The organism is Geomonas sp. Red276 (assembly GCF_054784495.1).
The window spans coordinates 46,225-59,747 of sequence record NZ_BLXW01000031.1 but is presented as its reverse complement, the minus strand read 5'-3'; the positions used below and the strand labels follow the sequence as shown (position 1 = coordinate 59,747).

General features: G+C 63.0%; 11 protein-coding genes. 5 read left to right on the top strand and 6 right to left on the bottom strand.

The window, feature by feature from the left end; all coding sequences use genetic code 11:
* Window positions 1-661: 661 nt before the first annotated feature.
* Window positions 662-1,222: a helix-turn-helix domain-containing protein gene (locus ACYVL5_RS18190; protein WP_460596993.1), complete on the bottom strand. Its 561-nt coding sequence runs from the start codon at window positions 1,220-1,222 to the stop codon at window positions 662-664.
* 197 nt (window positions 1,223-1,419) lie between these two features.
* Here ACYVL5_RS18190 and ACYVL5_RS18185 point away from each other — a divergent pair, with 197 nt between their 5' ends.
* The 5 genes from ACYVL5_RS18185 to ACYVL5_RS18165 all read left to right on the top strand — a co-directional run bounded on the left by ACYVL5_RS18185 (window position 1,420) and on the right by ACYVL5_RS18165 (window position 6,233).
* Complete coding sequence (locus tag ACYVL5_RS18185; protein WP_460596992.1) at window positions 1,420-2,850, top strand: DegQ family serine endoprotease; 1,431 nt, start codon at window positions 1,420-1,422, stop codon at window positions 2,848-2,850.
* Between the two features lie 58 nt (window positions 2,851-2,908).
* Window positions 2,909-3,172 carry a hypothetical protein gene (locus tag ACYVL5_RS18180; protein WP_460596991.1) on the top strand — a complete coding sequence of 88 codons (264 nt, stop codon included), beginning with the start codon at window positions 2,909-2,911 and terminating at the stop codon, window positions 3,170-3,172.
* Window positions 3,173-3,248: 76 nt separating this feature from the next.
* Window positions 3,249-4,208 (top strand): RluA family pseudouridine synthase, encoded by a 960-nt coding sequence (locus tag ACYVL5_RS18175; RefSeq protein ID WP_460596990.1) that lies wholly within the window; start codon window positions 3,249-3,251, stop codon window positions 4,206-4,208.
* 68 nt (window positions 4,209-4,276) lie between these two features.
* On the top strand, window positions 4,277-5,074 hold the full coding sequence (pgeF, locus tag ACYVL5_RS18170) for a purine nucleoside phosphorylase YfiH/LACC1 family protein (RefSeq protein WP_460596989.1): 798 nt from the start codon (window positions 4,277-4,279) through the stop codon (window positions 5,072-5,074).
* Window positions 5,075-5,150: 76 nt separating this feature from the next.
* Entirely contained in the window at window positions 5,151-6,233 is a 1,083-nt protein-coding gene (locus tag ACYVL5_RS18165; protein ID WP_460596988.1) for a hypothetical protein, read from the top strand.
* Between the two features lie 250 nt (window positions 6,234-6,483).
* Here ACYVL5_RS18165 and ACYVL5_RS18160 read toward each other — a convergent pair whose 3' ends face one another.
* From ACYVL5_RS18160 to ACYVL5_RS18140, 5 genes are all read right to left on the bottom strand, one after another.
* Window positions 6,484-6,654: a hypothetical protein gene (locus ACYVL5_RS18160; protein WP_460596987.1), complete on the bottom strand. Its 171-nt coding sequence runs from the start codon at window positions 6,652-6,654 to the stop codon at window positions 6,484-6,486.
* On the bottom strand, window positions 6,641-8,113 hold the full coding sequence (gene glgA, locus ACYVL5_RS18155; protein ID WP_460596986.1) for a glycogen synthase: 1,473 nt from the start codon (window positions 8,111-8,113) through the stop codon (window positions 6,641-6,643). The genes ACYVL5_RS18160 and glgA overlap by 14 nt, the downstream gene beginning before the upstream one ends.
* A 173-nt stretch (window positions 8,114-8,286) precedes the next feature.
* Window positions 8,287-10,458 carry a glycoside hydrolase gene (locus ACYVL5_RS18150; RefSeq protein ID WP_460596985.1) on the bottom strand — a complete coding sequence of 724 codons (2,172 nt, stop codon included), beginning with the start codon at window positions 10,456-10,458 and terminating at the stop codon, window positions 8,287-8,289.
* Window positions 10,459-10,573: 115 nt separating this feature from the next.
* Entirely contained in the window at window positions 10,574-13,084 is a 2,511-nt protein-coding gene (locus ACYVL5_RS18145; RefSeq protein ID WP_460596984.1) for a sugar phosphate nucleotidyltransferase, read from the bottom strand.
* Window positions 13,085-13,140: 56 nt separating this feature from the next.
* Entirely contained in the window at window positions 13,141-13,521 is a 381-nt protein-coding gene (locus tag ACYVL5_RS18140; protein ID WP_460596983.1) for a response regulator, read from the bottom strand.
* Window positions 13,522-13,523: the final 2 nt, after the last annotated feature.

The following is a 13,523-nucleotide window of genomic DNA, read 5'->3' as shown; positions in this document are numbered from 1 at the left end:
CTCCAGTTTAAAGTTAAACCGAAAGCTCGATTCTAGTTGAAAAACAACTGACTTAAAAAAAGACCCACATTGTGATTCGTCTACTATTTAGTTTTCAAAGACCAAGCCGCTTTTCGCTGCGGCAGACTTCACAATCTACACAATCCCGATCCGGCCGTCAACCCTTTTTTTCTTTTTTCTTCGAAGCGGACTGTGTTAAAAAATTCACACGAATCTACTTCGCCGGTCGGCGTTGTCTCGGTTTTCAAAAGAGCGTCACTGCGAAGTCCCGTGTTATAGCAAAGCGGTTCCCGACTGTCAACGCCTTTCGGTTGAAAAAAGAACTAAAATTCTCTAACCAAACACCCGGTGGATGCCGGCAACGCAACACTGCCCGCAGTGCGCGCCGGGACCTTGTCAGGCCGACACGTCGTCTGCATTCGATTGAGTTGGAGAAAGAGGAGGTCCAGTCCGGGCGGCAGTTACATCCTATCGGATGATGGGGAGACAAGTTAAGAGGATAAACCAAAAAAAAATGCTGTCAAATGTCCGGGCAAAAAAACGACGGTCTTCCGCATCCTTTGGCGGAAAACCGTCGCAGTGTGTGTTGCCTGAGGAGCGTCAGAGAGTGCCGCCTCCTCCCCTCTCCCTTCTGGAACCCTCTTCCGGGGGCTAAGGAAGGTCACCCCTTGGTATAAAGGACCGCCACCGCGCGGGCGCGGATCTCGCCCGCCGAGATGAAGCCATGGGGCTCCGAGGACTCGTAGTAGATGCTGTCGCCGGGGTAGAGGGTCATCACCTGGTCGGCATAGTGAAACTCGAGCTCCCCTTCCAACAGGTACAGGAACTCGACCCCTTCATGACTGTAGAAGAGGGAATCTTCCCAGGCGCGCTGTTCGAACTCCACCAGGAACGGCTCGACCTTCTTCTGGCGCATGCCGGGGGCCAGGGGCTTATACATATATCCCTGCACCTGGTCCCTCCCCGGGCGGCGCTGGCTCCCCGTGTTGGGTTCCCCGCGGGTCAGCACGAACTTCTGGCGGTCGCCGGTCTCCTCGAAGAAGTAGTGGATCCCGACCTTCAACCCCTTGGCGATCTTCAAAAGCGTCGCGATCGGCGGGGTGACCTGGTCGTTTTCGATCTGGGACAGCAGCGGCTTGGAAAGCCCGGTCGCATCGGCAAGAGCCTGAAGCGTCAACCGCTGCTCCTGGCGCAGGCCGCGAACCTTCTCCCCTAACTTCATCTCCCGAATTTCCTGCTTGATTTTCTCTTGCACGTGGCACCCCCGGAAGCAATATATAGGCAAAAGCGCATCCGGCGTCAAGGCCTATTTATTAAAGCGCGGCACAACGACGCAAGTATTGGACGAGGTTGACATTTACCCTATTTTTGGGTAGCCTTTTTTCTTCCGCCTGACCTCGTTTATGTAAGGAGCCAGAGATGAAACTTTCCCGCCTTGTCATTATCTGCCTCATCATTACCAGTGCACTGGCCGGCTGCAAGAAGAAAGAGTCGGCCACATTCTATGAGTCGAACAGAAAAGAGAGTGTGGACGCACCGGTCAAGGACGTCCCCAAGGACATCCTCTCCACCCAGCAGGCCTTCACCAACCTGGTAAAAACGGTCACCCCGTCCGTGGTCAACATCTCCACCATCGGCAGGAAGAAACTGGTCCGCCCCTTCTTCGAATCCAACCCCCTCTTCGAAGAGTTCTTCGGCGAGCGGAGCCGTCCCCAGTACCGCCGCGAAAGCAGCCTCGGCTCCGGGTTCATCCTCAACAAGGATGGGTACATCGTCACCAACGACCATGTCGTGCGTGACGCGGAGACCATCCAGGTGAAACTCTCCAACGAGAGCGTCTATACCGGCAAGGTAGTAGGCTCCGATCCCAAGACCGACATCGCCGTCATCAAGATCAACGCCAAGGAGCCGCTTCCCGCCGCTGTCCTCGGGGACTCCAGCAAGCTCCAGGTCGGCCAGTGGGCCATCGCCATCGGCAACCCCTTCGGCCTCGACCGCACCGTCACCGTGGGGGTCATCTCCGCCACCGGCCGCTCCAACATGGGGATCGAGACCTACGAAGACTTCATCCAGACCGACGCCTCCATCAACCCCGGCAACTCGGGCGGGCCGCTGCTCAACATCTACGGCGAGGTGATCGGGATCAACACCGCCATCGTGGCCGCCGGCCAGGGTATCGGCTTCGCGATTCCGGTCAACATGGCGAAGCAGGTGGTCACCCAGCTGATTGGCAAGGGGAGCGTCAGCCGCGGCTGGCTGGGGGTCTCCATCCAATCGGTCACCGACGAGATGGCGCGCTCCTTCGGGCTTCCCAAGAGCTACGGGGCGCTCGTCAATGACGTCGTGCCGGGAGGCCCGGCCGCCAAGGCGGGGATCCTGCAGGGTGACGTGATTACCGGGTTCAACGGCGAGAAGGTGAAGGATGTCCGCCAGCTCCAGCGGCTGGTCGCCGATACTCCGGTCGGCAAAAGGATCGAGGTGGAACTCTACCGCGACGGCAAGGCGCTCAAGGTCTTCGTCACCCCCAGCTCCGCTGAAAGCGCGCCCTCGCAGACACAGCCGGCTCCCGAGCGCGAGGCCGGGGCGCTCGGGCTCTCGGTCGGGGAGCTCTCCCCCGGGATGAAGGCGCGCGGCCTTTCCGGCGTCGTGGTGAGCGACCTCGAGGAAGGGGGAATCGCCGAGGACGCCGGGATCCAGCGCGGAGACGTGATCGTTTCGGTGAACCAGAAGAAAGTCAGGAACCTGGCTGAGTACCAGAAGGCGATACGGGAGGCGTCGTCGCGGGGGGCGGTGGCTCTGCTCGTCAGGCGCGGAAACGCCAATATCTACTTCGCCTTAAGATTAAGATAGTATCTTGGGCAAAAACTGCGTATAGTGTGGCGGCGAAATTTCCAGCCGGGAGACACCAATGAGCCTCATAGACAACCGGGACCAGGCACGAAGGTTAGCCAGAGCCATCATCTCCGACGTGGCCATGTACAACCGTGAAAAAGTCGAGCAGGGGATCAAGGAGGACAGCATCTTCGACCTTCTGCAGGACGAACTGGCCGAGGGGAAGGAACATTTCCAGTCGAGGGTGGTCCCCGAGATCGCCGAATCCAACATCTTCGATCTGGCCGTGGTCGACGTGCTGATCAAACGGGCGGGGAAAATAGAGTCTTCCATCTGGTAGTCTGCCACCCTAATTGGTAACGAGCTGGACAACGGGCGCGCTTCCTTGGAAGGCGCCCTTTTCTTATAAGGACCCCATGCAAACAATCGAGCTGATCTTTCCCGAGGAGACCGACCAGGAACGCCTGGACAGTTTCGTGGCCCGCAGCGTCCCCGAACTGACCCGCTCCGCGGCCCTCAGGCTGATCGAATCCGGCCACATTACCGTGAACGGGAAGTCGCAGAAGCCGTCCCTGAAGCTCAAGGCGGGCGATGCCGTGTCGGTGGAGGTCCCCCCTCCCGCCCCGGCGGAGCCGCAGGCCGAAGAGATCCCCATCGAGATACTGTACGAAGACCCCGACGTGGTGGTCATCAACAAGGGGGCCGGCATGGTGGTGCACCCCGGGGCCGGCAACCAGGACGGGACCCTGGTCAATGCCCTCCTCGCCCACTGCACCGACCTCTCCGGGATCGGCGGCGAACTCCGCCCCGGCATCGTCCACCGGATCGACAAGGACACCTCCGGGACCCTGGTGGTAGCCAAGAGCGACCGGGCGCACCTCTCGCTCGCCGAGCAGTTCAAAGAACACACCATCAAGCGGGTCTATCTCGCGCTCGTCTACGGGAGCCTCAAGGAGGACAAGGGGAGGATCCAGTCCCTGATCGGGCGCCACCCGATCGAGCGCAAGAAGATGTCCGGCAAGGCCCGCCACGGCAAGGAGGCGATCACCCACTGGCGGGTGGTGGCACGCTACCCCGAGATGACCCTGGTCCGCCTCCGCCTGGAGACCGGGCGCACCCACCAGATCAGGGTGCACCTCTCCGAGGCCGGGCACCCGCTGGTGGCCGACGAGCTCTACGGCGGCGGCAACCGACTCTCGGGAATCAAGGACCAGACCCTGAAACAGATGGTCCGGACCATGGGGCGGCACGCCCTGCACGCGAAGACGCTCGGCTTCCTGCACCCGGTGACCGGCGAGTACCTGGAGTTCGACACCGAGCTCCCCGAGGACATGGCCGGCATCCTCGCCTACCTCGACGGGCGCGGCGGGCAGTAACCCATAGCCATGCATTGAGACGAATCACGACACATAGCACATACGAAGTTGCTGGAGGGATGGGAACCATGGACATGCAGAAAGCTGGAAAGATTCAGTACCTGAAACCGAGGCTGGCAGGCAACAAGGTGGTCGCAGGCTTTACCACGCGTCACGAAGGGGTCTCGCGCCCTCCCTACAACTCGCTCAACCTCGGGAGCAACACCCTCGACTCTCCCCACAACGTGGAGGGGAACCGCAGCCTGCTGGCCCGCAGCTTCGGCACCACGCTGGACCGCTTCGTCACCGTGACCCAGGTCCACGGCACCGACCTTTTGGTGATCGACGCCCCCAACCCCGAGTTCTCCCACTTCCTGAAGCTCGAGTGCGACGGTATCGTCACCAACCAGCCGGGGATCATGATCGCCATCTGCGTGGCCGACTGCGTTCCCATCCTCCTCCACGACCCGGTCAAGAAGGTGGTGGCGGCCCTCCACGCCGGCTGGCAGGGGACGGTCGGCAACATCGCCGCCAAGGGGGTGAAGGCGATGGCCTCCCTCTTCGACTGCGACATCCGCAACATCCAGGCCGCGGTCGGGCCCGGCATCGGCGGCTGCTGCTACCAGGTCGACACCCCCGTCCGCGACGCCTTCGTCAAGGCGGGCCAGGCCTGGGATCTCATCTCCCAGGAGCAGGGAGACGGCAAATGGCTCCTCGATCTCCCGATCGCCAACCGCAGGCTCCTCGAAGACGCCGGGCTTGCTCCGGATCAGATCCAGACCACGACCCACTGCGTCTCCTGCAACCAGGAACTCTTCTTCTCCTACCGCCGCGACGGCGGGGACACCGGCCGCCAGGTCGGCTTCATCATGCTGGAAGCTGAATAATAACCAGTGGCGCTTCCGGTTACCATCTGCTATAAAGCCGGGAGATTGTAGCATGCACTGACAGGAGGCTCTTCCCATGCGGAACCTATTCAAGCTGGTCCTGCTCGTCATCTGCAGCAGTACCATTTTCGGCTGCGCCCACAACTACTACAACATTCCCCAGGAGACCCTGGAGAAACGGGTCAAGGTGGTTGGGGTCACCCCCTTCTTCACCGACGCCGACTCCGATCTCCGCTACCCCGACAAGGGGGCGCTGGTCAGCCTGGTCCGGAGCTACAACGCGAAAAACGAGAAGGAGCTGACCGCCCGCCTGAGGGACACCGGCATCTTCTACTCGGTTCGCCCGCTCGACGGTGACCCGGTCACCCTCTTCAGCCGGCTGGTGGCCAACCGCGAGCGCCGGGACGATGCCGGGATCATCTACAACAAGTACTTCTACAAGAAGGACGAGCTTCGCCAGCTCATGAACGAGAACCAGCTGGACGCCCTCCTGGTGGTCACCGTGAGCGGCATCACCATGCCGGCCAAGATCTACGCGAGCAACTACCTGGCCTACCTGGAGACGGACTTCAACTACCTCATCATGACCGCCCAGTTGCTGGACCGCGACGGCACCATCCTTTGGGAATACCCGAACTTCCGGAGAAGCGCGCTCTCCTACGCTCCGCTCCTCGGGCTCCAGTACCCCGATTTCGATGAGGCCAAGGCCAACCTGAGCGAGAAGGTGGATGTGAAGAACAAGACCCTGACCGGGATCAACGCCGCCTTCGCCCAGACCGAATCGTCGGCGGTGGCCAAGGGGCACGACGTCTCCTCCCTCTACGCCCGGCAGTTCGATGACATGATGTCGCTGCTCAAGCTGAAGAAGCCGCTCTTCGGCGGGAAGGACAACGCGGCGCCGGCCACCCCGGCGGCGCAGCCCGCACCCGCACCGGCCGTCACCCCGGCCGTCACCCCGGCCGTCACCCCGGCGCCGGCCCCGGCCCGCCCGGCGCCGGTCTCGGAGATCAAGCCGGTCCGTCCGGTCGCCCCGCCCGCCGAGGCTCCGGCCCCGGCGGCGCCCGCTCCCGCGGTAAACGCCCCCGCGCCCGCACCGGCCGACTCGGGCGCTATCCAGATGGCCCCCGGGGACGTGGTACCGGAACAGCCGAGCAAGTGATATTCCCGACGTTACAACGCAAAAAGGCCGGCAGAGAAATCTGCCGGCCTTTTCTTTTCCTGTTCGCCTCGCCCCCATCCTCACCCTGTCCCTCCCCTTGAAGGGGAGGGTACCTCAGGCAGCGGCTCGGTACTGTTCAACATTTCCTTCAAGACCACCTATCCGCCACCAGCTCAGCATGCTCTCCCTCCCCTTCAAGGGGAGGGTTGGGGTGAGGATGGGGTAGTGTCAGGTGGCGACCGACGTACGGCTAGAGCTCTTCGAACTCCTCGATGTCCTCGTCGGCTACCGGCTCCTCGTCCCCCACCCCGTCCTCGTCGTCGTAATCCTCGTCGAGCACCCTTTCCAGGAAGTTGTTGTTGCTCTGGATCTGCTTGCGGACCTCGGCCGCCAGCGCTTCCAGGTCGTCACTTGGCAGCATCGCCGGTCACCCCCCTTCTCGACAGAGCCCTCCGGTACAGGTCGAGGTACTTGTGCACCGAGTTCTGCCAGGAGTAGTCGGAGCTCATCCCCCGACGCATCAGCTTCTTCCAGAAGGTCTTGTCCTGGTAGGCCGCGAGGGCCCGGTTGATGGTATCCCAGAGCGCCTCCGCCGTGTACTCCTCGAAGACGAACCCGTTGGGGGTCCGGTCGCTGTCGCGGGGATCGAAGACGCTGTCGGCCAGGCCGCCGGTCCTGCGCACCACGGGAACACTCCCGTAGCGCATGGCGATCAGCTGCCCGAGCCCGCACGGCTCGAAGAAGGAGGGCATCAGGAACATGTCGCTCCCCGCGTAGATCTTGGGAGCCAGCGCATGGTCGAAGCCGGTGGAGAAGGCGATGTTGCGGGCGCCGGAGACCTTGGCGTCGGCGAAGGCCTTCATGTACCGCTCGTCGCCCGAGCCGAGCAGGACGAGCTGCAGCGGGGCCTTGGCCAGCTGCGGGAGGAGATCGGCGATCAGGTCGAACCCCTTGTGGGCCACCATGCGCGAGACCATGCCGATGAGCGGGATGTCCGGCCCGCTGGCCAGCCCCATCAGCCGCTGCAGGCTGATCTTGTCAACCACCTTCCCGGAGAGGGAAGCATGGCTGTAGTTCTTCATGATGTCCTTGTCGGTGGCCGGGTTCCACGCCTCGTAGTCGACACCGTTGAGGATGCCGACCAGGTCGTCCTTCCTGGTCTGCAGCACGCCGTCCAACCCGCACCCCATCTCCTCGGTCTGGATCTCGCGGCAGTAGTTCTCGGAAACCGTGGTGACCAGGTCGGCGGAGAGGATACCGGTCTTCATGAGATTGATCTTGCCGTAGAACTCCAGGCCGTCGATGTTGAAGCACTCCTGGGAGAGCCCCATGGTCTCCAGCATCTCGGGGGGGAACTGCCCCTGATAGGCGAGGTTGTGGATGGTGAAGATGATCCCCGTCCTGGTGAAGAAGGGGTCGTTCTTCCTCTCGTGCTTGAGATAGTGGGGGATCAGCGCGGTCTGCCAGTCGTGGCAGTGGATGATGTCCGGGCGGAAGTCCATCTTCTTGAGGAGCTCCAGCACGCAGCGGCAGAAGAAGGAGAAACGCTCGGCGTTGTCCGTGTAATCGCCGCTGGCGGTGCCGTAGAGCTCGTCGCGGGTGAAGTATTCCTTGTTCTCGATGAGGTAGACCGGGATGTCCCCCAAGGCCGCCTGGCGGAGAAATCCTTTCTTCTCGGCACCGTTGACAAAGACCGAGGCGCTCTTGCGCCCCTTCCTTACCGCCATGCCGCCCCGCTCGACCACGGAGTAAAAGGGCATCATGATCCGGACGTCGTGGCCTAAGGCACGGAGGGTTTTGGGGAGTGCGCCAGCCACGTCCGCGAGCCCCCCGGTCTTGGCAAAGGGAGTAACCTCGGAGGCAACAAAAAGAATCTTCATGTGAAATCCTCTAACATACCGATATAATAGAGTATTTTAGATTAGAACCCCAGCCAAGTAAAGGGTTTTCTCGGAGGGGCATTTCCCGACGGCCGTAAGGCCCAAAGAGGGAAGCCCCGCCGACCGGCAGGCCGTCCCCGCCCAATCGAATATCCCTTATATTACGCGTACTTTCAGTCACCCTCCGCCCCCTCGTGAGGGCAGACGAGAAGGAGCTCCCCGTCCAGCGGCCAGCGCCCGAACTCCGCCCCGTCTCTCTCCAGCAGTAGGGAAACCAGGAAACCGTCTCCCGGGAGAAGCCCGAGCGGTGCAAGGGGGAGGGCCGCCTCGGCGATCTTCCCCACCTGCCAGCGGGCCGCGATACCGGAAGGTTGCCACCCCGTCCCCTCCCCGATCTGCAGCTCCCCCTCGCCGCGGCCGGGGTCCAGTTCCAGCCGCCACCCCCCCCGCACCGACAGCCGGATCACCAGGCGGTCCGCTTCGCCCAGCACCTTTTCCAATGAGTGGACGCCGTCGACCCGGAAGTAGAGATGATCGCGGTCGAAGCCGTAGTAGAGGGACTGCAGGATCCCCTCCCCCGCGTGCATGGCGGAGGAGAGCTTGGTCAGGTCGTAGAGCCCCGCCCCCAGCCACTCGAAGTAGTCGGTGACCGCCCCGGTGATGGCCGGGGTGATCGGCGAGGAGGGCTCGCGGACGAAGCCGGGGGCGTGCTGCCGCTTGATCGGCTTGAGAAGCTCATCGGGGACCTCCAGTCCCAGCAGGCGGTAGACGTTCATCAGGTGGCTGCGGAACAAAAGGTCGAAGCCTGTGGCGTGGGCTGAGTAGTGGTCGTCGCCGTACCACCAGAACCAGTCACTCCCCTGGGCGGCCTGCAGGGAGGTGCAGGCCAGACGCGCGGCGGGGTCGTCGACCGCTCTACCCTCGAGGAGCTCGGCAACGGCCCGGCTCTCCTTTACCGCTTGCCTGCGTGCCTTCTCCAGTTCCTCCCAGCCGAGGTTCTTCTCCCGGTGCCCCACCCAGATGGCGAAGTTCGCGTTGATCCAGGATCCCGGATGGACATGCCCGAGCGCCCTTCGCTCCGGGACCCGCTCCAGCACCTCGCAGAAGGTGGCGGTCTCGAGGCCGGGAGTCTTTTCGATGGCGCGGTAGAGCCTGGTGAGAAAGGGGTGCCCGTTGGCCGGGAAATACTCCCAGGCGTTTTCCCCGTCCATGATGATGGGGACCACCCGGCTTACGTGGGAGCGCTGGCGGACACCCTGCAGGCGGGAGAGGAAGTCCTGGACCGCCCGCTCGCTCTCCCACTGGGAGTAGGTGAAGCCGATCAGGTCGGAGAGGAGGTGATCGCGGAAGAAGATCGCCAGGTCGCGCCCCTCCTGGGAAAACGCGTACGGGTGGTAGATGGCCTCCCGCTCCCGCCCAAGTCCCCCAGGGAGGGTGTGGGCCAGCACCCCCTCGTCGGAGGCGGTCCAGCATAGCCCCTCCTCCGCCATGATGGCGAGGGCCTCGTCACTCACCGACCCCTCCGCGGGCCACATCCCGCGGGGGCGGGTGCCGAAGAGCCCCTCGAAGTAGGAGAGTGCCTTCTTCACCTGGCTGCGGGCGTCACCCGGGTGGCAGTAGGGGCGTTTCGGGAGATGGGCGCGGGGGAGCGCCTCCTTGGCGATCTCGGTATCGCACAAAAGCGGGAGGATCGGGTGGAAGTAGGGGGTGACCGAGAGCTCGATCCTTCCCTCCTCCTGGAGCCGCCGGTACAGCGGCACGATCCTCCCGATCAGCTCCCGCTGGGTCGCGAAGAGGAGCTCCTTGTCGGCGGCGGTGAACTCCCTCCCCTTGCGGATCAACTCCCCGAAGGCCGGGAAGTGGCGGCGGGCGGCCTCTCCGGTCCAGGCGAGGTAGAACCAGACCTGGAGGTCGAGGATCTCCTGGTCCCCCAGCCGGCGTAGCGCCTGGCGGCCCGTCCCCGGCAGCCCCTGTCCCGCCAGGGAGAAGAGCTCCAGGTAGCGCGGGTTGGGCTCGATCATCCGCTGCCGGTTGGCCGAGAAGAAGTTCTCCAGGATGAAGAGGCGGTCCTCCTCCGTCAGGTCGGCCGGGGCCATCTTCCCCCGGGCCAGGAAGGGATCGACCGCGGTCCCGGCGGCGTAGTCGAGGAGCTGCTCGATGAGCGACGGAACCAGGTTGAAGGTCACCCGTGCCTCGGGGGAAGCCTCCACGATGGCCGGCATGTCGTAGTAGTCCTTGATCGCGTGCAGGTACGTCCAGGGGAGGATGTACTCACCCCGCACCGGGTCCTTGTAGAAAGGCTGGTGCATGTGCCAGAGAAAGGAGACGTACAGCGGTGCGGTCACGGTCACCTCGTCACTGCGACTTTTCTCTTTAACGGAAGCGGCCCCCTTCCCACGTCCTCGGGGTCAGGGGGCCGCTGACTCGGCTACGGAAATTGCCCGGGAGAGGGAATCCCTCCTACTGCGGCAGCTCTTTTTTCCAGCGGTCGACCTTCTGCATGTAGTCGTTCAAAAGGCGCTGGGCGGTCTTGGGGTCCTTGGCCTCGGCCACCACGTGGATGAAGGGCTGGTACTGGTCGGGAAGCACCAGCACCCAGTCCTGGCCGAAGGTGACCTTGATGCCGTCGATGAAGCTCGCCTCCTTGTCGAGGCTGTCCTCGCTCATCTTCCGCATGATCCCCCCCTTCTTCTCCCAGACGCAGGGGACCTTCCCCTGCAAGAACGAGCGGCGGGGGACCTCGGCCAACACCTTGGAGAGCGGCATCCCGCAGGCGGCGGCCAGCTCGATGGTCTTGGCGATGGTGAACATGCCGTCGAAGGCGGCCTGGAACTTCGGGAAGGCGAAGCGCCCCCCCATGGAGCCGGCCATGACCACCTCGGGGGAGATGGCGGCCTCGATCATGGCGCGCTCCATGCTCTTGGTCCTTCTCACCGAGCAGCCGTTCTCCCCGGCCATCTGCTCGATGACCGAAGGGGCCGAGACCGGCACCGCGAAGGCCCCCTTGGCCCCGCTTTTAAGGACCAGGGCGGTGATGAGCGAGAGGAGCTCCTCCGGGGGATAGATCTTCCCGGTCTCGTCGATCAGCACCACCTCCTCGGCGTTGGGATCGAGCCAGAAGCCGGCGCGCGCCTCCAGGGTGACCGCGATCTTGGAGAGCTGCTGGAGGCTGTTGGGCTTTTCGTCCAGGCTCTTGAAGCCGCGCTGCTCGTCGAGGTAGGTGTTGAGCCCGATCACCTCCACCCCGAGGTCGTTCAAGATCTGGGGGAGGATCTGGCCGGCGGGTGAGTGGTTGAAGTCGATCACCACCTTGGCGCCGTTGTTGCGGATCACCTGCTGGTCCAGCCCCCGGAAGAACCCTTCGCGGTAGAAGTCCAAGACCTGCGGGAGCTCGGTGATCCCCCCCGGCTCCATGTGGTGGGCCCGGCGGAAGTTCTCCTTGTAGAAGATGCGCTCGACGTTTTTCCCCATCGAGCTCGAGAAATCGAGGCCGTCGGCGTCCAGGAAGACGATCTCGGTGGTGGCCGGGTCCTCCATCGACTGGCGGAAATGCACCCCTCCCACCTCGCCGAAGGTGCGGAGCTTGTAGCGCAGGATGGGGAGCGAGACCATCCTGATGTCGCGGACGTTGACCCCGGCGGAGAGGATACCCCCGAGGAAGCTTCGCTTGAGCATGCGGGAGGAAAGGGTCGAGTCGCGGCCGACCAGCACGTGGCTCCCCTTGGGAAGCGAGGTGCCGTAGGCGCACCCTAACTTGGCCACGAACTCCGGGGTGAGCTCGATGTTGGCGAGCCCCTTCACCATCTCCCCCTCGAAGAGCGACTTCTTCCAGCGCTCACCCCAGATGAGGTTGCCGGTGACGGTGGAGCCCGCCTCGATCACCTTGCGCGGCCAGACCTTGACGTCGCGCTTGATGTAGCTCTCCTCGCCGATCGAGGTATCGTCGGCGATCACCACCCCCTCCTCCATGACGGTCGACTGGCCGACGCTCACGTTGTTGCAGATCACCGCGTCGACGATCTTGGCCCCCTTCTTGATGAAGACGTTGTCCCAGATCACGCAGCGCGAGAGTTTCACCCCCGGCTCGATGGTGCAGTTCCTGCCGATCACGCAGTCCTTGAGCTCGGCCCCCCCCTTGACCTGGGAGTTGTCCCCCACCACCACCGTCCCCTCGGTGGCCGTTCCATCGCCAAGCCGCACGTCGAGCCCGAGCCTCAGGTCCTTGCCGGCCGCCTCCCTCCTCGGTTCGTCGATCTTGACGCTCACCTTCCCCTTCAGGATGTCGTGGTGGGCCTCCCGGTAGGAGTCGGTGTTGCCGATGTCGCGCCAGTACCCCTTGACCGGAAAGCCGAAGAGGGGCGCCTTCTTCTTCAGCAGGAGCGGGAAGAGGTCCTGGGAGAAGTCGAAGTTCTCCCCCTCCGGGATGTACTTGAAGATCTCCGGCTCCAGGACGTAGATCCCCGTGTTGATGGTGTCGGAGATGACCTCGCCCCAGCCGGGCTTCTCGAGGAACTGGGTGATCCGCTTGTCCTTGTCGGTGATCACCACCCCGAACTGCAGGGGGTCCTTCACGGAGGTGAGGGTGATGGTGGCGAGCGCCTTGTTGGTCTCGTGGAAATCGATCACCTTCTGGAGGTTGAAGTCGGTCAAGAGGTCGCCCGAAATGATGAGGAAGCGCTCGTCGAGGTACTTCTCGGCGCACTTCACCGCGCCGGCGGTCCCCATGTCCTCCAGGGGGGTGACGTAGGTGATCCGGACGCCTAAGTCGGCGCCGTCGCGGAAGAAGTTCTTGATGACGCTCGGCTGGTGGTAGAGGAGCATCACCAGGTCGGTGATCTGGTACTTCTTGAGGAGCTCGACGATGTGCAGCATGATGGGACGGTTCATCAGGGGAACCATCGGTTTGGGGATGTTGCAGGTAAGGGGTTGCATGCGGGTACCGAAGCCCCCGGCCATAATGACAGCCTTCATAAAGTCACCACCTCCATTGCATCGGTTAGGTTGTTGTCGGTTTGCCAGGTTCCGGTTCAGACTGCAGTGGCGGCGGCCTTCTGTCTCTTGGCCAGGACCCGCTTGATCTCGTCCTTGAGTTCCTGCATGTCGCTCGACTTCACCACGTACCCCTCGGCAAGCCAGGCCGAAAAGTCATCCTTGTAGCAGGAGAAGGCGGTGCAGAGGATGACCGGAAGGTTGTGGCGCTCCTTCACGATCCGCTGCAAGAGATCGATGCCGCTCTCGTTTTTCAGCTTGATGTCCAAGACCGCCAGGTCGAAGGTGTCCGACTGCAGTTTCTCCACCGCCTCCAGCGCGCTGGCGGCGGTCACCACGTCGTACCCTTCGTCACTCAGTTCCTGGGAGTAGAGGAGACGGATGTTGGCCTCGTCGTCGACCACGAGCAATTTCGCCATGT